Source organism: Flavobacterium pokkalii (assembly GCF_014596575.1).
GTDB lineage: Bacteria > Bacteroidota > Bacteroidia > Flavobacteriales > Flavobacteriaceae > Flavobacterium > Flavobacterium pokkalii.
The window spans coordinates 131,362-151,197 of record NZ_NASZ01000006.1 but is presented as its reverse complement, the minus strand read 5'-3'; the positions used below and the strand labels follow the sequence as shown (position 1 = coordinate 151,197).

Annotated in this window: 18 protein-coding genes; 13 read left to right on the top strand and 5 right to left on the bottom strand. The window is 36.5% G+C overall.

What is annotated here, in order from left to right:
• Positions 1 to 6,017, top strand: a 6,017-nt coding sequence (locus B6A10_RS06480; RefSeq protein ID WP_188220208.1) for a LamG-like jellyroll fold domain-containing protein, incomplete at its 5' end; no start/stop codon positions are given.
• A 61-nt stretch (positions 6,018 to 6,078) separates the two neighbouring features.
• Here the strand turns inward: B6A10_RS06480 and B6A10_RS06475 are convergent.
• A complete protein-coding gene (locus B6A10_RS06475; RefSeq protein ID WP_188220207.1) occupies positions 6,079 to 6,531 on the bottom strand; it encodes a DUF4442 domain-containing protein in 453 nt (150 codons plus the stop codon).
• A gap of 153 nt (positions 6,532 to 6,684) precedes the next feature.
• On the opposite strand from B6A10_RS06475, the gene B6A10_RS06470 reads away from it, so the two are divergent.
• From B6A10_RS06470 to B6A10_RS06450, 5 genes are all read left to right on the top strand, one after another.
• A complete protein-coding gene (locus B6A10_RS06470; RefSeq protein ID WP_188220206.1) occupies positions 6,685 to 7,140 on the top strand; it encodes a DUF4870 domain-containing protein in 456 nt (151 codons plus the stop codon).
• Positions 7,141 to 7,153: 13 nt separating this feature from the next.
• On the top strand, positions 7,154 to 7,492 hold the full coding sequence (locus B6A10_RS06465; RefSeq protein WP_055090800.1) for a PadR family transcriptional regulator: 339 nt from the start codon (positions 7,154 to 7,156) through the stop codon (positions 7,490 to 7,492).
• On the top strand, positions 7,489 to 9,180 hold the full coding sequence (locus tag B6A10_RS06460) for a PspC domain-containing protein (RefSeq protein ID WP_188220205.1): 1,692 nt from the start codon (positions 7,489 to 7,491) through the stop codon (positions 9,178 to 9,180). Before B6A10_RS06465 ends, B6A10_RS06460 begins: the two co-directional genes overlap by 4 nt.
• A 2-nt stretch (positions 9,181 to 9,182) precedes the next feature.
• A complete protein-coding gene (locus B6A10_RS06455) occupies positions 9,183 to 9,953 on the top strand; it encodes a head GIN domain-containing protein (RefSeq protein WP_188220204.1) in 771 nt (256 codons plus the stop codon).
• 93 nt (positions 9,954 to 10,046) lie between these two features.
• Entirely contained in the window at positions 10,047 to 10,874 is an 828-nt protein-coding gene (locus B6A10_RS06450) for a GIN domain-containing protein (RefSeq protein WP_188220203.1), read from the top strand.
• Positions 10,875 to 10,952: 78 nt separating this feature from the next.
• Here B6A10_RS06450 and trxB read toward each other — a convergent pair whose 3' ends face one another.
• Positions 10,953 to 11,897, bottom strand: a complete 945-nt coding sequence (gene trxB / locus B6A10_RS06445; protein WP_188220202.1) for a thioredoxin-disulfide reductase — start codon at positions 11,895 to 11,897, stop codon at positions 10,953 to 10,955.
• Between the two features lie 213 nt (positions 11,898 to 12,110).
• Entirely contained in the window at positions 12,111 to 12,356 is a 246-nt protein-coding gene (locus B6A10_RS06440) for a GIY-YIG nuclease family protein (RefSeq protein WP_055090865.1), read from the bottom strand.
• Between the two features lie 418 nt (positions 12,357 to 12,774).
• Between B6A10_RS06440 and B6A10_RS06435 the strand changes: the two genes are divergently transcribed.
• Together B6A10_RS06435 and B6A10_RS06430 are read left to right on the top strand one after the other, a co-directional pair.
• The gene (locus B6A10_RS06435) at positions 12,775 to 14,118 is read left to right on the top strand and encodes a hypothetical protein (protein WP_188220201.1); all 1,344 of its coding nucleotides are present in this window, start codon (positions 12,775 to 12,777) and stop codon (positions 14,116 to 14,118) included.
• Between the two features lie 3 nt (positions 14,119 to 14,121).
• A complete protein-coding gene (locus B6A10_RS06430; protein WP_188220200.1) occupies positions 14,122 to 14,337 on the top strand; it encodes a hypothetical protein in 216 nt (71 codons plus the stop codon).
• A 477-nt stretch (positions 14,338 to 14,814) separates the two neighbouring features.
• On the opposite strand, the gene B6A10_RS06425 is transcribed toward B6A10_RS06430, so the two are convergent.
• Both B6A10_RS06425 and B6A10_RS06420 read right to left on the bottom strand, forming a co-directional pair.
• Positions 14,815 to 15,666, bottom strand: coding sequence for a hypothetical protein (locus tag B6A10_RS06425; RefSeq protein ID WP_188220199.1), 852 nt, complete (start codon positions 15,664 to 15,666; stop codon positions 14,815 to 14,817).
• Positions 15,641 to 16,642 carry a type IV toxin-antitoxin system AbiEi family antitoxin gene (locus B6A10_RS06420; protein WP_188220198.1) on the bottom strand — a complete coding sequence of 334 codons (1,002 nt, stop codon included), beginning with the start codon at positions 16,640 to 16,642 and terminating at the stop codon, positions 15,641 to 15,643. Before B6A10_RS06420 ends, B6A10_RS06425 begins: the two co-directional genes overlap by 26 nt.
• A gap of 595 nt (positions 16,643 to 17,237) precedes the next feature.
• On the opposite strand from B6A10_RS06420, the gene B6A10_RS06415 reads away from it, so the two are divergent.
• From B6A10_RS06415 to B6A10_RS06395, 5 genes are read left to right on the top strand one after another with little or no spacing between them, the layout of a single operon-like run.
• Positions 17,238 to 17,630: a single-stranded DNA-binding protein gene (locus tag B6A10_RS06415; protein WP_188220197.1), complete on the top strand. Its 393-nt coding sequence runs from the start codon at positions 17,238 to 17,240 to the stop codon at positions 17,628 to 17,630.
• Between the two features lie 43 nt (positions 17,631 to 17,673).
• Complete coding sequence (locus B6A10_RS06410) at positions 17,674 to 18,747, top strand: DUF932 domain-containing protein (protein WP_188220196.1); 1,074 nt, start codon at positions 17,674 to 17,676, stop codon at positions 18,745 to 18,747.
• 16 nt (positions 18,748 to 18,763) lie between these two features.
• The gene (locus B6A10_RS06405) at positions 18,764 to 18,967 is read left to right on the top strand and encodes a hypothetical protein (RefSeq protein ID WP_188220195.1); all 204 of its coding nucleotides are present in this window, start codon (positions 18,764 to 18,766) and stop codon (positions 18,965 to 18,967) included.
• Positions 18,968 to 18,970: 3 nt separating this feature from the next.
• Entirely contained in the window at positions 18,971 to 19,582 is a 612-nt protein-coding gene (locus B6A10_RS06400; RefSeq protein ID WP_188220194.1) for a PRTRC system protein E, read from the top strand.
• Between the two features lie 18 nt (positions 19,583 to 19,600).
• The gene (locus B6A10_RS06395; protein WP_188220193.1) at positions 19,601 to 19,819 is read left to right on the top strand and encodes a PRTRC system protein C; all 219 of its coding nucleotides are present in this window, start codon (positions 19,601 to 19,603) and stop codon (positions 19,817 to 19,819) included.
• The last annotated feature ends 17 nt before the right edge of the window (positions 19,820 to 19,836 follow it).

Sequence of the window (19,836 nt, the reverse complement as noted above, 5' to 3'; positions counted from 1 at the left end):
TAACGATTTCGCAAAGTCCGGCTGCAGGAACCTCTCAGGCTGCCGTTCACGACGGAACTATCAATGTAACCGTAACAGCTACTGATGCCGCCGGAAATAAAGATTCGAAAATAGTGGTGCTTACTGCTAAAGATACTACCAATCCAGTGCTGAATACTGGAATTAATCAAAGTGCTAATACCTCTGCCGGAGTTTGTACTGCTTCGGTAATAGTAACTAATGCTGTTTTCTCAGATAATTGTTCTGGTGCAACTATTTCTTATACACTTAGTGGAGCAACTACCAATACACCTACTAATGGTCAAGTTGGAACGTATACTTTTAACAAAGGAATCACCACTATTGATTACACTGTAACCGATGCTGCAGGAAATACCACTACGGGTTCAAAAACAATAACCGTAATTGACAATATCAAACCAACTATAACAGCCCCTCCAACTATAAATACCACTACAAATACAGCATGTACAGCGACCGGAGTTAGTTTGGGTTTACCAATTACTTCAGACAATTGCGCCGTTGCTTCGGTAACAAATAACCATCCATCAACAACCTATCCATTAGGTAACACAACAGTTGTTTGGACTGTAACCGATACTTCAGGAAATACGGCTACTGCTAATCAAATAGTTAGAGTTACCGATAACATACCTCCTACAATAAACTGTTCCGCTAACAAAACAGTTAACACAAGTGCTGACGGAACAGGTGATTGTACCACTACAGTAAATGTTGGTACTCCAATAACCAGTGACAACTGTGGCATTTCTTCTGTCATTGCCAGAGTTTCAGGTATTATTATTAATACTAACACTTATCAATTTCCTACCGGAAACACCACTATCAATTGGACTGTAACTGACAACGCCGGTTTAACAGCTTCCTGTGACCAAATTATCACTGTAATAGACGATGAAAATCCAGTTATAAGCTGCCCAGGAGATCAGAACGTATTTTTCAACAATAATTGCCAATATAGCTTACAGGATTATACTTCATTAGCGACCTCCTCAGATAATTGCGACAACAACATAACTATTACGCAAAGTCCAGCCCCCGGAACGCTTATCTCTGCTGCACAAACTACTGTAACTTTAACCGCTACAGACGATGCGAACAGAACAAGTAGCTGTACGTTTAAGATCAATGCAACCGACAATATTCCTCCAACGGCGGTTTGTAAAAACTATACCGCTTATTTAAGCTCCAATGGAACCATAAATGTGGCTGCTTCTGATCTTAATAATGGTTCTTCTGACAATTGCGGAATAGCCAATATGACTGTTACTCCAAATGCCTTCACCTGCAGTAATATTGGAGCAAATAATGTTGTATTTACTGTTTATGATAACGGAGGAAACAGCAGCAGTTGTAATGCAGTAATTACCGTTGTTGATAACACTCCTCCAACTGTAATCTGTAAAAACTTTGTGGTGGTAGTCGATGCAATTACCCGTGTTGCCACTATTAAAGCTTCAGATATTGATAATGGTTCAAATGATGCCTGCGGAATTGCTTCCATGAGTGTTTCACCAAGTCAATTTAATGATTCTCCAAACATTTACACCGCCACAACTACTTTAACTGTTACCGATGTAAATAACAACACCAGCAGCTGTACAGCAACCGTTACAGTAGAACCACCAAAAAATCTTAATACCTATTTAACCGGAGTGATAGTAAATCCGGTTCCTGATAATCCGCAAGCACCAAGTGCGCTTGTTGAAGTTACTGCCTGCCCGGGTGGAATAACAACACCTAAAGATATCAAATTTACATTGCAGGCTATCGGAACCTATAACTTACAAGCTGAAAATGTTGTGATTTGGGAATACTCCAATGACAATGGAGAAACCTGGATCACAATACCAAATACTGACGGTTTATTAACATACACCTTAACCGGATTAACCAGCGATACATTTGTACGACTAAAAATCACAGAAGAAGCAATTGATCCTGTTACCGGTGAAATAACAACTATAACAAAAACATCTGCAGAAGCTTATGCTCGATTTTTACCTCCAGATGAGCCTCCTATTATTGTGAGTCATTCGGCATTGGATATTTGTTTAGGCGATTCGGTAACTATTAATGCCGAAAGTTTTTACGATCAACCTGCCGGACAATTTGGTAAAGGAGGTAAATTCAATTATGCCCAACCAGATGGTTGGCGTGTAGATGGTTTAGACGGCTATTTCCCTGCAAGTGGTGATAATGGTTCTGAAAAAACATGGAAAGAAACCAATTCAAATAGCAATGCTACCTTTAGTGGAATAAACTATGATACCACTGATAATACTAAGTTTGCTATAGCTCATGGTATACGAGTAAATGACACCATCTATACCTCTTTAGAAACACCAGTTTTTAGCACTATCGGGATGACTTCTAGTGAAGCTATTTTAAGTTTCAATACCAGTTATTATTTCTGTAACGGAGGATATGGCGAAATCTGGCTTTCTTTTGATTCAGGAAACACTTATACCGTAAAACTAAACACAAACCAGAATTATGATTTCGATTCAAGAACTGGAGGAACAACAACTTCAGGGGTTAAACTAGCCAAAGGTTCGGGAAATAAATGTATCGGTCGAACAGACCCTAGAAAACTACCGGCAACTTTAAACTTAGGTCAATATGCAGGTCTTTCCGGTTTACGTGTTATGTTTAAATTTTACGGAAGTACAACAAGCTGCGGATCTGTAAGCAGCTCTACTATACCGAATCCTGATAACGTTAGTTGCAATATTGGAAACACCTTGGCCAGCGGTTGGGCGATTGATGATGTTGGTTTTGCCTTTGCTCAGGTTGATGATGAATTAGAATGGACAGATGAAGATGGTAATGTAATTGCCAAAGGAACCACTGCAACCGTAACTCCTGTTACACCGGGAATTAGAGAGTACGGAGTAACAACTTTAGTAAATGGTTGTAGAACCGATAACGATGCCGGAACCAATTTTATCAATGTGAATACCAGTTTGGCTTATGCCGGAGAAGACTATGCTCCTTTAGCCAGTAATTGTGGGGAAAACAGTATTCAACTAAATGCCTACGACAATACTAAAACAGCGGTAACCAATTACAACAAAGGAGCCTGGAAAGCCAATTTATATACCGTACCGGATACCGCATCAGGTGACACCGATTATCCGGGTACAGGAATTACCGGAAGTTGGTCTATTATAAGCGCTACCAGCACTTCCTGTGGTAACTCGGCAACTTTTTCCAGTACAACCGACCCCGATGCAATTTTTACGGCCGATCCGGGAACTTATGTATTAAGATGGACGCTCACTAACGGTTGTTTTGATGAAAAAAGCATCACATTCATTGATTGTAAATCCGTTGATTTTGATGGAAATAACGATTATGTTTCTTTTAAAGATAATTACAATCTGACAGGTAATTTTAGTATTGAAACATGGGTAAAACCTAATGCCGTGAATGGCACACGAACTGTAATTTCAAGAAAAGACGCCGGAAACAATACTAAAGGTTATGACTTAAGTATTGTAAATGGTCAGGTACAATTCAATTACTACAATGCTTCCGGGGCTAATTCTATTACAACCGGATCTTATTCCATTAATACCGGCAGATGGTATCATCTCGCAGTTACTTTTGACGGAGCTACTTATAAATTATATGTGGACGGATTACAATTAGCGACCAAAAACGGAGCCGCTCCTGCCGCAACCAACAGTACAACGGAAGCCCTTTTAGGTGCAATGGATCAAGTTTCGACTACTATTCCTGTCAATTATTTTTACGGTTGGATGGACGAAGTGAAAATTTGGAACAAAACTTTAGGAGTCGAACAAATAAGACAAATGATGAATCAGGAAATTGATGCCTCCGGAAGCGATGTTGGTGGTGTTGTCATTCCGTTACGAATTTCCGGCACTGACAATGACAGCAATGGAATTGAAGACAATCCTTTACTATGGAATGACTTGGCCGGATATTATCGTATGAATGTGAATTGCGGAGATTTAACAGCTTACAAAGGCGTTAGCGGAAGATTGCATAACATCAATTCGAGCGAACAACAAACCGCTCCAATTCCTTATACTTCCAGAGTTTCTAATCAAACCTGGGATACTGATAACACCTGGACTAATTATGATGTTTGGGATGTTCCCAACAGCCTTGGAATTAACAATCAGCCAATTGATTGGAATATTGTAAAAACCAATCATAAAATTACGGCAAACAGTCAGGATTTGATTCTTTTAGGACTTGTTGTAATGTCTAATGAATTAATTATCACCAATTCCGGAACACAAAACGAAACGAATCCCGGACATGGTTTATGGATTACTCACTATCTGAAGTTAGACGGAAAAATGGATTTGGTAGGCGAATCGCAATTGGTTCAAAAACGTTATAATGCTACAGAATTCAGTGAAAGTATTTTTGAAGAAAACAGTACCGGTTACATAGAAAGAGACCAACAAGGGAAACAAAACAGTTTCAATTACAACTATTGGTCGTCTCCGGTAAGCAACAGAGGTGCCGCTAATAATTCTTCTTATTCGATGGCTACTATTTTAAGAGACGGAACCGATTCAGCCAATCCTAAAACCATCACTTTTGGTGACGGTCCTTATTTTGCCGATGGATCACTGACAAGTCCGATTAAAATTAGTAACCGATGGATTTGGACTTACAGTTCTTTAACTCCGGATTCTAATTCGAATTGGGATAATTACTGGCAATGGCAATATAAATCCAGTACCGGACTTATTAATGTTGCGGATGGTTTTTCAATGAAAGGCTCAGGAGGTTCTGCTCCAATAGACGCATTCCAAAATTATATTTACACCGGAAAACCTAATTCCGGAACAATCAGCAAGTTTATTGCTCTTGACCAAACCTATTTAATTGGAAATCCTTATCCGAGTGCTTTGGATGCCGATGAATTTATCAAAGACAACATGAAAGACTGTAGCGGTTGCCGTGGTACAGCCAACACTTTTGGAGGAGCTATTTATTTCTGGGATCACTTTGGGTTGTCTAATAATCATATTTTAGCTCAATACGAAGGAGGTTATGCCACTTATACGTTAACCGGTGGTGTTGCTGCTGTTGCCGATGATCCACTAAATGTAAATAACGGAGCAACAGGTTCTAAAATCCCGCAACGTTACATTCCGGTGGGTCAGGGATTTTTTATCGATGCGCCTTCAGGAGCCAATGTTCAGGGCGGAACTTTTATATTCCAAAACAGTCAGCGCGCCTTTGTCAGAGAAGCATCCGGAAACTCCATTTTTATGAAAGTGACCAATGAGAAAAACAGTATAGCTTCCAAAGAAACAGTTGACAAGCGCATGAAAATCCGATTGGGATTTGATTCCCCTATTGGCAGTCACCGTCAAATATTAGTAGGAACCGATCCTAATACCAGCGAACAATTTGATTTTGGTTACGACGCCAGAATGATTGACGTTAAAGAAAATGACATGTTTTGGGAATTAGAAAATCAGCCTTTAATCATTCAGGGAATTCCTGATTTTAACAGCGACAAAACTATTCCTTTGGGAATAAAAATCACTGACAACGGAGAAAGTACTATCAAAATTGACGCTTTGGAAAACATTCCAAATTCGCTCGACATTTATCTTTATGATAATGTTTCTAAAAAATATTTCGATTTACGAAAAGACAATTTTACCATTTCATTACCAGCAGGGGAATACAACAAACGTTTTTCTGTAACATTTGTAAACCAAACAACTTCAATTAGTGAAACTCCGGTAGAAAACGGCATTATTGTTTATTACACCAATGAAAATCAGCTGTTGAATATTAAAAATTACTTTAATGATGTCAACATCCAATCGGTGTCTTTATTCAATATTTTGAAACAAAATATTAACCAATGGAAAATTTCGGATGGTAAACAAAGTAGTATTCAAATTCCAATTAAAAACCTGAGTTCCGCTGTTTATCTGGTTCAAATACAAACGGATAAAGGAACTTTTAGCCGAAAAATAATTATTAAATAGCAAATTAACCAAACCCTAAACCCGAAAAACACTTTCATAATTTTTTTATGGAAGTGTTTTTTTATTTTCGCTTAATTGTCCATTCAAAATCCATTTCCGACACGGGTTCTCCTTTTTCATTCGCGCCAATAGATTTCAACCAAAAAGTTTGACCTTCTCCGGTTTCAATCGTTTTTTGAATCGCTGTTTCTATCAAATGTGTATTTTGACAAACAAAAGTAATCCTGCCCGTTGCTTTTTTCATAAACACACTTTTATTCGTTACAACTAACATGGCTATATTTTGATTGCTTTGCTGAATATGCAACATGACCAAAGCTCCTGTAGATAACTCTGCCGCCATAGCCTGAACTGCAAAATACATGGAACGAAAAGGATTTTGATTAATCCATCGGTGTTTTACCGATACCACACATTTTTCAACTGTTATTTCCTTCACCCTAACACCACAAATGTAAGCCGAAGGCAATTTAAATAATAAAAAACGATTAAGTTGAGCTGCGGTAAATTTCATTTTTCCCTTTATTTGAAACTAAAAATACAAAATTTTCTACTTGTCTAAACAAATTTAAAAAAGTTAATATTTTGTTAATTTTAAGTACTTTGCAATACATAATACCTGTTTTTAGCCATATATTTGTATAAGAAATTACTAGAACCTAAAAAGATGGAAACTAAAAACGACAAAACCATAGCTGCCTTAACCCATTTAAGCGCACTATCTCAGTACCTTATTCCGTTAGGAAATTTTATCTTTCCAATCATTATTTGGAGTAGTAAAAAAGAAAAGTCCGAACTAATAGACTTTCATGGAAAACAAATCATTAATTTTCAACTTAGTTTATTGGTCTATTCCTTAATTTGTATTTTAATTGCAGTGCCAGCCTTTTCAACGGCAATTTTCAGCAGCATGGATTTGCCTGAAATTATAAATCGTCACGAATTCTTTTTGAACCATATCGATTGGGCGGCTAACAACATCGCATTAACAATTGGCATTATTAGCATCGTTATTTTTTTTATTTTTAAAATAATTGAAGTTTTTCTAATTATCATTGCCGCAATAAATGCATCAAACGGAGAAAAATATCAGTATCCTTTAACGATTAACTTTATTAAGTAAACATCCTTACATCATGAACATTGAAAACACAAAAGCCCAGATGCGTAAAGGTGTTCTCGAGTTTTGCATCTTATCAGTTTTAAAAAAACAAGATGCCTATACCTCCGAAATATTAGAAACATTAAAAAACGCAAAATTATTAGTCGTGGAAGGAACGATTTATCCTTTGCTCACACGATTAAAAAACGACGGATTATTAACCTATCGCTGGGAAGAATCCACCTCGGGACCACCCCGAAAATATTATGGTTTAACCGAAGACGGTCAAACTTTCTTAGACGAACTTAACGGCACCTGGACCGAATTATCCAATGCTGTAAATCTAATCACAAACCAAAACACAGAGTCATGAACAAAACTGTAAACATAAATCTTGGTGGAATGTTTTTTCATATTGATGAAGACGCATACCAAAAACTTTCGCGCTATTTTGATGCTATAAAACGTTCTTTAAAGAATTCATCCGGTCAGGACGAAATTATCAAAGACATCGAAATCCGTATTGCAGAATTATTGAATGAAAAACAAATTAGCGACAAACATGTAGTAGGTTTAAGAGAAGTTGACGAAATCATCGCCATCATGGGACAACCCGAAGACTACATTATTGAAGACGAACCTAAAGCTTTTGAAAATCAAAGTCAAAATACTTCCGCTAATTACAGAAGCAAAAAACTGTATCGTGACAGCGATAAAGGAATGATTGGTGGTGTGGCGGCCGGATTAAGTCATTATTTTGGTATTGATGTGGTTTGGATTCGTATTGCCTTAGTATTACTAATATTTGCCGGAGTTGGAACAGGTTTTATCGCTTATATCATTCTTTGGATTGTAACTCCAGAGGCCCGAACCACGTCAGAAAAAATAGCAATGACCGGCGAACCCGTAAATATTTCTAATATCGAAAAAAAAGTTCGCGAAGAATTTGAATCTGTTTCGGATAAAATTAAAAATGCCGATTACGACAAATATGGCAATCAAATCAAAAAAGGTGCAAATCGCGTGGGAAACTCACTTGGAAATTTCATCCTGAGCGTATTAGGAATTATCGCCAAATTTATCGGTGTACTTTTAATCATTGGCGGTCTGGCAACTTTAACAATTCTGCTAATCGGAATATTCACATTGGGGACCAATAGCTTTATCGATTTTCCCTGGCAGAGTTTTGTAGAAACCGGAAACTTTACCGAATACCCTATTTGGGTTTTCGGTTTGCTAATGTTTTTTGCGGTTGGAATTCCGTTCTTTTTCCTAACCTTATTAGGCTTTAAATTATTAGCTCCCAACTCAAAATCGATTGGCGCAATTGCAAAATATACCCTGCTCGCTATCTGGATTATTGCCGTTGCACTGGCAACTTCTTTAGGAATCAAGCAAGCTTCAGCCTTTGCAATGGACGGGCGCGTTGTTCAAAAAGAAACCCTGAACGTCCCGCTACAAGACACTCTGGTAATAAAATTCAAACACAATGATTATTTTTCCAAAGATATTTATGACCGTACCGAATTTAAAATCACCACCGATTCCACCAATAACAATATTATTTATTCGAATGAAGTACGTTTTCGAATCAAAAAGTCAAACGAAAATTACAGCTACATTCAAATCGAAAAAGAAGCCAAAGGAGAATCTTTTGCAGAAGCCAGACAAAATGCCGACCGCATTCGTTACAACTATAAAATCATCGGAAACCAACTGATTTTTGATAATTATCTGTTAACCGATTTGAAAAACAAATTTCGAAACCAACATGTTGAAATCAGCCTATTCCTCACCGAAGGAACGATTTTTAAAGTAGAAGAAAGTGCACAGGATTATGACCGTTCAGACGACGATTTCTTTGATTTAAATTATGACGCTTACGAACCGGCATACAAAGTGGGACACACTGAAGCCAAATGCCTTAACTGTCCTGACGAAGAAAACGAATCAGAAGAATCAGAAGAACAAAACCTGATAACCGACACCGTTATCAACAACAATACTTCTATTAAAGAATTAAAAATAAACAAAGACGGAATCATAATTAAAACCAAATAATCATGAAAACGCTTCAGTTTAAAAATTACTTTTTGCTTTTCCTGACTGCTTTGGCAATGGGTTCCTGCATGCATTATGAGAAAAATGAAACAGTCAAATATTCCGGAAGTATTAGCAATGAATCCCGACATTTTGACGAATCATTTAACAAAATCAATGTCAGCAATGCCATAACTTTAATTATCGAACAATCTGATAATCCTGAAGTAAGAGTCATTACCAACAAAGGTTTTCATGACGAAATTAACACCAAAGTTAAAAACGGTACTTTGTACGTTTCAGGAAGTTCCAGCAAAACCAGTTTTTCTTTTTTCGGATACAAAAGCAATTTTACCAAAGAAGCTTCTACCAAAAAAGTAATCGTAAAAATCCCAAATATTGAAGAACTGGAAGCCAGCTCAGCTTCAACGATAGAATCCAGAGGAATTTTAAAAGGAAATTATATTAGCCTGAAAGCTTCGAGTGCGGCTAAAATAGACACCAACTTAGAATTTGATGAAATCAATGCCGAAGCCAGTAGCGCCAGCAAAATTCACCTAAAAGGCTTGGCCCTTCATTTGGAAACCAATACTTCCAGCGCGAGTAAAATTGAAGCGGAAGATTTATTGGCAAATACCATAAAAGCAGAAGCTTCAAGTGGTTCCAAAACAAGCATTCATCCTATTGTAAGTCTAAAAGCCGATGCCAGTAGCGGCAGTAAAATTGAATACGACAACACCCCTAAACAAATTGAAAAATCGGCAAGTTCAGGAGCAAGTATCTCAGAAAAATAAAGAAAAATATACTTAAAAAAAACAGAAATCGCTCACTTATATAGTAAGCGATTTCTTTATATTTGTAAATAACCTAAAAGACATTAATTAAATATGAAAAAAATAAGTATTCTACTTGTAGCTTTTTTATCTACAACAATACTGTTGGCGCAAAAAAAAGACAAAATAAGCGGTTCGAAAATTGTGACTTCCAAACAAAGAAACATCAAAAATTTCAGTGCTATCGAAATTGAAGATAATATCGAAGCTTCCTTAGAAAGAGGTGAATTTCCGGAGGTTAAAATTGAAGCCGACGACAACCTTATCGATATCATCGATATTGACGTGACCGACAACACCTTACATATTTCAACTTCCAAACGTGTAGTAAAAAGCAAAGCACTCAAAGTAAAAATTACTTATACAGCAGAATTAAACACTGTAATTTCCAAAAATGATGCAGCTATAAGTGCCATCCAGGAAGTCCTTGGTGAAAATTTCACCTTAAAAACTTTCGACGATTCTAAAGTTTTAATGAATGCCAATGTGAAAAATTTCGCTTTACAAGCTGACGGAGATTCTAAAATTGAATTGAATCTAAAAAGCAGCAACACCAAAATGGAACTTTCAAAATCAGCCGAACTAAAATCCTTAGTCACAACAACCGATTTAGCTTTAGATATGTATCAAAAAGCCAAGGCTAAAATTGAAGGAGAAGCCAATAACAGTTTGATTCGTTTAGAAAATAATTCAGAGCTTGATGCCAGTAAATTAGAAATAAAAAGTATCGAATTAATCGCCGAAGGACAAAGTAAAAACAGCGTAAATGCGAAAAAGGACATCGTAATTTCTGCCACTGAAAAATCGGAAACCGAATTATATGGAGATGCAAAAATCGAAATGAATAAATTCATCGACAAAGCTAAATTGTCCAAAAAATAAGCTATAAACAACAAACAAAAAAGGCTGTTTCAAATCACGAAACAGCCTTTTTTAGTAATAACAATTTTATTTTTCAGCTTACTTAGCAGCTAAATATCTCTCCGCATCTAACGCCGCCATACATCCTGTACCCGCAGCAGTAATAGCCTGACGATAAACATGATCAGCAGCATCACCGGCAACAAAAACACCTTCTACGTTCGTTTTAGAAGTTCCCGGAGTATTAACAATATAACCTGTTTCGTCTAAAGTCAAATAATCTTTGAAAATATCGGTATTCGGTTTGTGACCAATAGCCACAAAGAAACCTGTAGCCGGAATATCAAAAACTTCTCCCGTAGTCTTGTTTTTAGCTTTGATAGCCTCAACAACATTTCCGTCACCAATAACTTCAACGGTATCGTGATTCATTAAAATCTCGATATTTTCGGTTTTACGCACACGCTCTTCCATGATTTTAGAAGCTCTAAACCTATCACTTCTTACCAACATGGTTACTTTTTTACAAAGTTTAGACAAATAGTGCGCCTCTTCACAAGCAGAATCTCCTGCTCCTACAATTACTACTTCCTGATTTCTATAGAAAAATCCATCACAAACCGCACAAGCAGAAACCCCACCTCCCATTTGTAGATAATGTTGCTCAGATGGTAATCCTAAATATTTTGCAGAAGCTCCTGTTGAAATGATTACAGTTTCACAGTGCAATTCAATCGTATCATTAATCCATACTTTATGAATGTCTCCAGAGAAATCAACTTTAGTTGCCCATCCGTCACGAATATCAGCTCCAAAACGTTGCGCCTGTTGCTGCAACTGAATCATCATTTCAGGACCGGTAACACCATCAACATAACCCGGAAAATTCTCCACTTCATTAGTAGTAGTCAATTGACCTCCCGGTTGCATTCCTTGGTATAATACTGGATTCATATTAGCTCTGGCAGCATAAATAGCAGCAGTATAACCCGCAGGACCAGAACCGATAATAAGGCATTTTATTTTTTCTATTGTATCAGACATTTTAATTAATTTTAATTTTTGAACTGCACAAAAATAAGTTTTTATTATTGGAATACTCAACTAATGCAATCAGTTTTTATTATCCCAACATAGACAAATAAAAAAACCTCCTTGAATTTCAAGAAGGTTTTGTCGGGGTGGCAGAGTTTATTCCGAAAACGGAAATTCGAACCTGCGGCCTTCCCGATTTCCAATCGGGACGCGATAAACGGACTACGATGAAATTAATTCAATGATTTTCAATCGACTTTTCCAATTCTTTATCTCCTGCTCACGAATGATAGCATCTTTCTTAAACTCGTAAGATTCAAAATAAACAATTTGCCAATCTTTTGCTCTGCCTGTAAAACCTTTATGTGATGTTAAATGACGACGTAATCTTTCTTCTAACATCAAAGAAGTATAGCCAATATAATATTTATCAGTATCTTTTGAATATAAAATATAAACGTAAAACATAATGAATTTAGCTAAAAACAAAAAACCTCCTTGAATTTCAAGAAGGTTTTGTCGGGGTGGCAGGATTACCTACCTATTCCTTAATTCGTTGATTTTATTAGTGTTTCCAAGCGTACTTTAAAAAAGGGTAGCCGAATAGGTCTCATTTATTATGACTTACTTTACAGCCCTTTGTTTTCTTAATGAATCTAATATCAATCAGTCAATGTACTTTTATATATGCAAATATATTAAACCTGATATTAAAATACAACAGAATCTCAAAATAAACTTTACTCTCTAATACTTTACAATTTAATTTTTTCCTATCAACAATAATTTGGATAAAAAAGGAATAACATACTAAAAAATAACAATTTACACTTATTGTGCATTATTATTTTTTCTACTTTTATAAAGTAATTCTTAATAACTTATCATGAAAAAAATTACTCTGTTTATGCTCTTTACTCTATTGTCTAACATTTGCCGAGCGCAGGTTAAACCTGTTGATCCTGAGTTTTACAAAAGATTGTTAGATCGAGAATTTACTAAAATCTTAACTGGTCAGAATACCAACTTTGGAAGCTACGCAACATTCAGCACCAAGGATGAAATCGCAAGTTTAGCAGGAAACATTAAGATCAAGGATGAGTCCAGCTTAAATATCAATTTGAAAGGAGGCGTAACGGAGGGACTTGTGCCTCTTGTCAATGGCGAGGATGTGAATTCAAACATCACGCTGAATCTCCAGTTTAATCTAGGACTGTATAAAAATCTTGAAAAGGGAATTCAAAGTGATGCAACTAAGAGAATGAACTACGAATATTCTATAGACAGCCTTAAAATTGTGATAAGAAAAGCGAAAGAAGAATTAGCCTTAGCAAAAAAGAAAACCGGCCTGGAAATTAAGCAGAAACAAGAAAAGCTGGGCAGGCTGGCAAAAATAGACTTAAATCTGATTGATGATCCCAAGCGAAGGGATATTAAAAAAGATAGTATCGAAATACAGACCAAGATATTAACTAATGATATTGCAATTTTAGAAGACAAATCTAAAAGCCTTAATCAGGCTGAAATTGACAGACAGAGCAAAAATCTTGATGACCAGCTGGTAAAATTTAATACGGCCAGGCTTGAAAAGCTGGGACTTCACTCGTACAATATAAACTGGCTTTCATTTTATGGCAGACTAAACAACAAGGCTTTTAATTTATTTAACCAGACTGCCGCATATGAGGATCAAATCAAGAAGATTAATTTTAACCAGCTTGAATTCGGCCTTTCCTACAATATATACAACCTGAAAGACAACTCGCGAGGCACCTGTTATTTTGCAGTGGGAGCTTCCTATTTGCTTAATGATAATTTTGATGACCTGACTAAGAAAACACTGAACGATAAGCAAGATATCTCTGCTTCGCCTAACTCCCGAAGTCTGATCGAGACAAAAACAGTTTATCTTGGAGAATATAAAAGAAATCTGTCCCTGCTTAAGGCAAATGCCAACCTGTATTGGTTTCCAACTCTTAATCAGGGGGTTGCTTTCCATATTGAGCCCAGCCTTAATACAAACTTTGAAGAAAAAATAAAATTTGACAATATCGTGGGAGTTCTGGTAGGATTTAAAAACATTGAAAAAGATCAAAATGTGATTAACATCGAACTGTATTACAACATGAAAGATATTTTCAAAAAAACTAAAAATGAAGACGACCAGTTCAGAGACAGGTCTTCTATAGGCTTAAAATTAAATTTCCCAATAACATTTAAAACTTTGTAAATCATGAAATTTGAAGAATTTAAAGAAAAGACCACTGAAGTGAAAAGAGATTACAGAGCTGTATGCTACTCTAAAAATTCACATTGGAATGGAACATGGAGACAAACGTACTCAGAAGCTTATGAGGACGTGCAAAAGCATATGAATTCATCGCCTGGCAATGAACTGCATAAAATTAAAATTGTGGAACGTGTTTATTCGGAAACTCTAATGGTTTAGATTATTTAGAGATTAGCAAATGAAAATCTAGGTATCCAAATACAATAGTTAGCAGGTCAGACTTGGGTATCTCTAAATTTAAAAACATATCCGGCAAACGGACATGGCCTTCAAAATAAAACCCATTACTGAAAAACAACTTATATCATGACAAGCTAATTGTTGCATCAATATCGCTTAAGTATAATTTTGATCTCAGAGGTGTTATAAGGGGTATTACTAATCTTGTCATCGCATTTCCGAACTATATAGCAAAAAGATCCAACGATACAGAACTACAGATTTTACTTAATTTTACAATTGAAAAAAACATAAGAGGATGACAACTGAAACCCAGTTAAGGAAAAAACTTTATGCTTTCGTTGAGAAACACAAAATTGCAAACTATTCAAAATTTTAAACTCCATTAAGTCGTTTAGAAGTTTAATGCTAGTATTTAAACTCTCATCTATGGTGAGAGTTTTTTTTAAAGGCATATTACTCCAGAAATCCTGCCTTAATCTCAATGAGCAAATCCATACCGTACTGAACCGTCTTTTCAAAAAATTCAGCCATGATTTTTGATATTTCACTAGTGGCCAGACTCACTGTATTCTTATCCAGCAGTGCAGAAATCCTGACAAACAACTCTTCATTCAATCTTGCTATTTTTGCCATATCTCGCCCCATAACACGTGCAGCCAGCATATCTAGCTCTTGACCTTGACCAAATAAATCCAGATGGTTTGCATAAATCTCTTCAGCATACATATCAAAAAAGTGTTTTAAAATCTTACTGATGTCTTTGATATCGTCCCGACGTATTTCTGGGCGGTCCTCATAAGCCATCAACTTTAATAATACTATTCCTGGAAGTGTACAGAATTTAAAATGGTGTTTTCCTTCCAGTTCAGCTTCCGGAAGTCCGGCATCGTATATTTCCTTAAAACCAGGAACGCTTACATCCGTAAGGCCAGTACCTTCAACCGTCACATGCGATCCTTTACCTTCTATCTCGCCAAAGGGCAACAAATCAACTTGAACAAAACCTTTCCAGACCAATACAAAAGCATTCCCTTTATAGGAATGAAATCCTTCCTTCTCTATCAGATACTTTTTTAATGCTTCATAAATTCCTTTGTCATTAATGAAAATAGCAAAATCAATATCTCCTGTAATACGGCTAGGCGGAATATCATGTATTGCGGACATCCAGACATCTCGCGCCACTGCTCCTACGAGATAGAAATCTATATTAAACTTTTTTAACCCCCTCTCTAGTGCAGTAAGCATTTCTGAAAGTTTTGCTTCCTGCCTTAATTGCTTAAAACTTATCTTGTAAGTACTCATCGTATATTCTTTGCGCTGTTTCTGTACATCTTCTATCTCCCTTATTTATTAAATCGGTATATGCCAAAAGTGGATGCACTGCATTTTCGCTTACTGTATCATGCTTCCAGAATTTCTTAAATACCTTGACATTACCTTGCGGATCCGGAACCAATCTATAGTTCCTAATCAAATCATTCCACTCTTCTTCAGTATAAATTGTCAACTCTTCTGGACGTAGGTAATTTGTATAAATTGCCCCAGCGGGTTCACCTCCCCAATATGTTTTTTGGTTTTTAAGAGTTATTGCTTTCCAATTGTAAAAATCTTCTTCCTTCAAAAACCTGAATGTACCAATATTTAATGTGGGCTTAAGGCGTTTCTCATACTCCAGAATCCATTTTTCCAACAGTTGCTTTTTATTTTCTAATTCCTGCTCATTCTTTGTTAATTGCAATAGATAACCTTCCTTTGCTAGCCCATTGAATATATTATTAATATTACCCAAACCTGTACCTGTGCGTTGCGCTATTTCACGATATGGCCGATTTACCCAGTCTTCTTCAATTAGAAACTGGAATATGACCTGTAGTCCAGTCTTTGTAAAGGCACGGTTGCCGCTAATAGTTGTAGTAACCTCATTTTTCCTACCGTCAATATTAATGTAAAGACCATCCATCAGTAGAAACATATTTCCGCTTGCCTCCAAGTAATTGATTTGCCTCTCTTTTAACTCCTGTTTAACCTTAGGAAATATACGATCAGCAACTATCATAAATGGTGCTTCACTATGTGCCTTGTCCTCCATAATAGTAAGATGCATTCCACGTAGTTCTTTTTTAACTTCTACATTTAATACAACTGTAGGCTGACACTTTATATGAAGCGTCAGCTTTCCATCAATGAAACCATCATTAGTTACTTCTCTCCATTCAGCCTGTATCTCATCTTTCTGAAGATTATGGATTGCGTTCTGTATAATGTACTGCTCGTTCATCCTGTTCACTTTATATCGATGTTCACGAAAACGTGAACACTTAAAATTAATGAACAAATATATAACTATTTAACTACACCAACAACATCATCACCAACAATTTGTGATGTAACTATATCTTATTATTATTAATCAATAACTCTATCAGTAAAAGCTTTAAAAAAAATCTTAAAATCAATTTAGAGATTTTGCCATATTGATGAATTTTTCTAATTATTAGAGTTATTTACTCAATGCCTTTTTAATCACTTCCACTGCTTTTTTAATTCAAGAGCCTGTATGCTGTTTTGTACCATTTCAAGAGCAAAGGTATTCTAGTGTTCTTAACGCAGGAACAAGGTCTTGCCCTACGGGTTAGCCAAAAAATCTCCACCCATTCGGGTCGTATTTGTTTGACAAAACCTTGCTCCTGCTAAACACTAACCTTTTATGCTCCTGAAACGAAACAAAGCATACTCCGGCTCTTTAGACGAATAAAAAAAATGTCAATAATGGAAAACAAAAGCATTAGAAATGGTAATAGAGTGAAACGAAACAGCTCCTCCTCTCATTGCCGAATAAATAAAATAAAATTTAACTCTAAAAAGTAAAGATTATGAACATCATCGGAAGACTGACAAGGGATGCAGAGGTACGCACAACGTCACAGGAAAAACAAGTAATGAACTTTTCAGTAGCTACTAACGACAGCTATCGCAACAAACAAGGCGAACGTAGAGAGCAAACCACCTATTTCGACTGCTCTTACTGGATAAGCCCAAACGTAGTAAGGATACTGACCAAAGGTACTTTGGTAGAGCTTACAGGCAGGGTTAGCACAAGACCGTGGAAAGCTAATAACGGAGAATTAAGAGCAAGTTTGAATTTCCATACCTCAACTATCAAATTGCATGGAGGCGGTAAGAAAACAGAAAACGCTCAGACAATCACCAACGATCAGAAAACTAAAACTCCAAATCAGGATACTGGAGACGATTTACCATTCTAACACAATTCATTTAATCTTTTTCAAATTTTAAAATCTCAATATCATGGCACATAATTTAAATTTCAACGAAAAAACGGAACGTTATTCATTTTTTAGTGTTCAGGAAAAAGCATGGCACGGTTTAGGGCAAATTGTACAAGATTATCCCACAAGTACAGAAGCAATCCAACACGCAGGACTGGATTATGAGGTAATCAAAAGTCCGCTATACACAAAAGGCTCCAATATCATTGAAAATACAAACAGCATAGAAATTAGAGACAACGAACTAATCGTGCCTAATTATTATGCTACTATGCGCACTGATAACAACACCGTTTTGGGCGTGGTAGGTAAAGACTATCATATTGTACAAAATCGGGAGGCTTTTAGCTTTTTTGACGCAATTGTAGGAGGTACTGATGGTATCTTATACGAGACCGCAGGGGCTTTAGGTAATGGAGAACGTATTTTCATAACTGCAAAACTGCCTGATTATATCCGTGTGGGAAACGGCGATGATGTAACAGAAAAATATATTTTCCTTACCACTTCTCACGATGGTAGCGGAAGCATTACCGCAGCCTTTACTCCTATTCGAATTGTTTGCCAAAACACTCTAAATGCTTCACTTCGAAATATGAGCAATGTAGCACGCATTCGTCATACTTCGGGAGCAAAACAACGCTTAGACAATGCTCACAAAGTAATGGGATTAGCTAACGAATTTAGCAATCAATTAGAAAACATCTTCAATAACTGGACGAAAGTAAGAATAAGTGATAGGGAGGTTGAAAAATTGATACAGTTGGCACTCTGTCCCAATAAAGAAACCTTAGAGCATATCAAAAATGGGAATAATGACGAAATATCCACTGTGTTTAAAAATACTGTTGAAAGTGCTTTTGCATACGCAATGACTAGTGATAGCCAACAGATGCAAACCACAAAAGGGACATTATTCGGGGCTTATAACGCTGTGACAGGCTACTACCAAAATGTACGCAATTATAAAGATGACGAAGCTAAATTACAATCCATTGTACTGGGTGGTACAGCACAAATAAAGTCACAAAAAGCTTTTGAACTGTGTACCTCTTTTTCAAAAATTGGTTCAGATATTCTGAATTTCAACTAAACAAAACAGTCTATAAATGGAAATAACTGATTTAAATGGTTGCCCGATTGAGATAACCGATCTAGAAGAAGCCATCAAAATAACGGCACAATATAAAGACTACAAACAAGAGGGTAAAAACCTTTCAAATTTCAATGAAAGACAAAAAGCCTATTGGACAGATATGCACGAAAAATTAACGGCTATTAAAAGTAGATTAAACAACACTTTAAAATTTTAAAAGATGAATACTAATTTTTTTAATCAGATAGCACAACTGGAAATCACAGGTAATTTACAGCTAACCATATCAAAAGGAGCAGAAAACAAACTGGTCGTTTCAATATTACTTCAAAATGACCAATGCGGGGATAATGCCAAACAACTGATTTCTCCTCTTAACTTAAGGGGAACAGCGGAAGAATTAGACGAGGGATTTTTTGAGCAAATAACCACGCCTATACAAACCATTTCGGGTGTAATGGTGGATATGGAAAAATTCCTCAAACAGATGGAGGAAGTCAAAAAGCAATCGGCAATGGAGAAAGAAAAAGCCGATAAGCAGAAAAAAGAACAGGAAGCCAAAGACAAAAAATTCAAAGACGGAATGGCAAAGGCTGACGAACTCGAAAAAGAGGGCAAATTCCGTGAAGCGTGGATGAAAGTACCCGAAATTACGGAGTTTCCAGAAAAAGCGGACGAGATACGCAAACGCAAATCTTCGTTGTCTGCAAAATTCGCAACACCTAGTCTTTTCGGAACTACCGAAGAAACCACAGCCGAGCCGAGCCAGGAGGAAGAAATCACAACCGATTATCCTATAGATGAAACGGACGAAGTAGAAACTGAGTATTAACGATTAAAAACAAGCATTATGTTATTAGCAACGCAATTAGAACGAGTGTTTATACTCAAAGATAAAGGACAAGATATAAGGCTGACCGACCCCGAACCACGTTGGAGTGTGGAAGCCGTAATGAATTTTTATGCAAATATGTACCCTATACTCACAACAGCAAAAGCATCTGCACCACAAATCAAAGACGATACGGTAGAGTACAAGTTCGAAAGCGTAATGGGTACGAAAGGCTGAACCAAATACTTAAAACG

What these genes read in the sequence shown, in the direction of transcription:
- B6A10_RS06410 (WP_188220196.1), top strand. Translation starts at nt 17,674, where the DNA reads ATGGCACATAATTTAAATTTCAACGAAAAAACGGAACGTTATTCATTT.
- B6A10_RS06400 (WP_188220194.1), top strand. Translation starts at nt 18,971, where the DNA reads ATGAATACTAATTTTTTTAATCAGATAGCACAACTGGAAATCACAGGT.
- B6A10_RS06470 (WP_188220206.1), top strand. Translation starts at nt 6,685, where the DNA reads ATGGAAACTAAAAACGACAAAACCATAGCTGCCTTAACCCATTTAAGC.
- B6A10_RS06415 (WP_188220197.1), top strand. Translation starts at nt 17,238, where the DNA reads ATGAACATCATCGGAAGACTGACAAGGGATGCAGAGGTACGCACAACG.
- trxB (WP_188220202.1), bottom strand. Translation starts at nt 11,897, where the DNA reads ATGTCTGATACAATAGAAAAAATAAAATGCCTTATTATCGGTTCTGGT.
- B6A10_RS06465 (WP_055090800.1), top strand. Translation starts at nt 7,154, where the DNA reads ATGAACATTGAAAACACAAAAGCCCAGATGCGTAAAGGTGTTCTCGAG.
- B6A10_RS06420 (WP_188220198.1), bottom strand. Translation starts at nt 16,642, where the DNA reads ATGAACGAGCAGTACATTATACAGAACGCAATCCATAATCTTCAGAAA.
- B6A10_RS06395 (WP_188220193.1), top strand. Translation starts at nt 19,601, where the DNA reads ATGTTATTAGCAACGCAATTAGAACGAGTGTTTATACTCAAAGATAAA.
- B6A10_RS06460 (WP_188220205.1), top strand. Translation starts at nt 7,489, where the DNA reads ATGAACAAAACTGTAAACATAAATCTTGGTGGAATGTTTTTTCATATT.
- B6A10_RS06440 (WP_055090865.1), bottom strand. Translation starts at nt 12,356, where the DNA reads ATGTTTTACGTTTATATTTTATATTCAAAAGATACTGATAAATATTAT.
- B6A10_RS06475 (WP_188220207.1), bottom strand. Translation starts at nt 6,531, where the DNA reads ATGAAATTTACCGCAGCTCAACTTAATCGTTTTTTATTATTTAAATTG.
- B6A10_RS06425 (WP_188220199.1), bottom strand. Translation starts at nt 15,666, where the DNA reads ATGAGTACTTACAAGATAAGTTTTAAGCAATTAAGGCAGGAAGCAAAA.
- B6A10_RS06405 (WP_188220195.1), top strand. Translation starts at nt 18,764, where the DNA reads ATGGAAATAACTGATTTAAATGGTTGCCCGATTGAGATAACCGATCTA.
- B6A10_RS06435 (WP_188220201.1), top strand. Translation starts at nt 12,775, where the DNA reads ATGAAAAAAATTACTCTGTTTATGCTCTTTACTCTATTGTCTAACATT.
- B6A10_RS06455 (WP_188220204.1), top strand. Translation starts at nt 9,183, where the DNA reads ATGAAAACGCTTCAGTTTAAAAATTACTTTTTGCTTTTCCTGACTGCT.
- B6A10_RS06450 (WP_188220203.1), top strand. Translation starts at nt 10,047, where the DNA reads ATGAAAAAAATAAGTATTCTACTTGTAGCTTTTTTATCTACAACAATA.
- B6A10_RS06430 (WP_188220200.1), top strand. Translation starts at nt 14,122, where the DNA reads ATGAAATTTGAAGAATTTAAAGAAAAGACCACTGAAGTGAAAAGAGAT.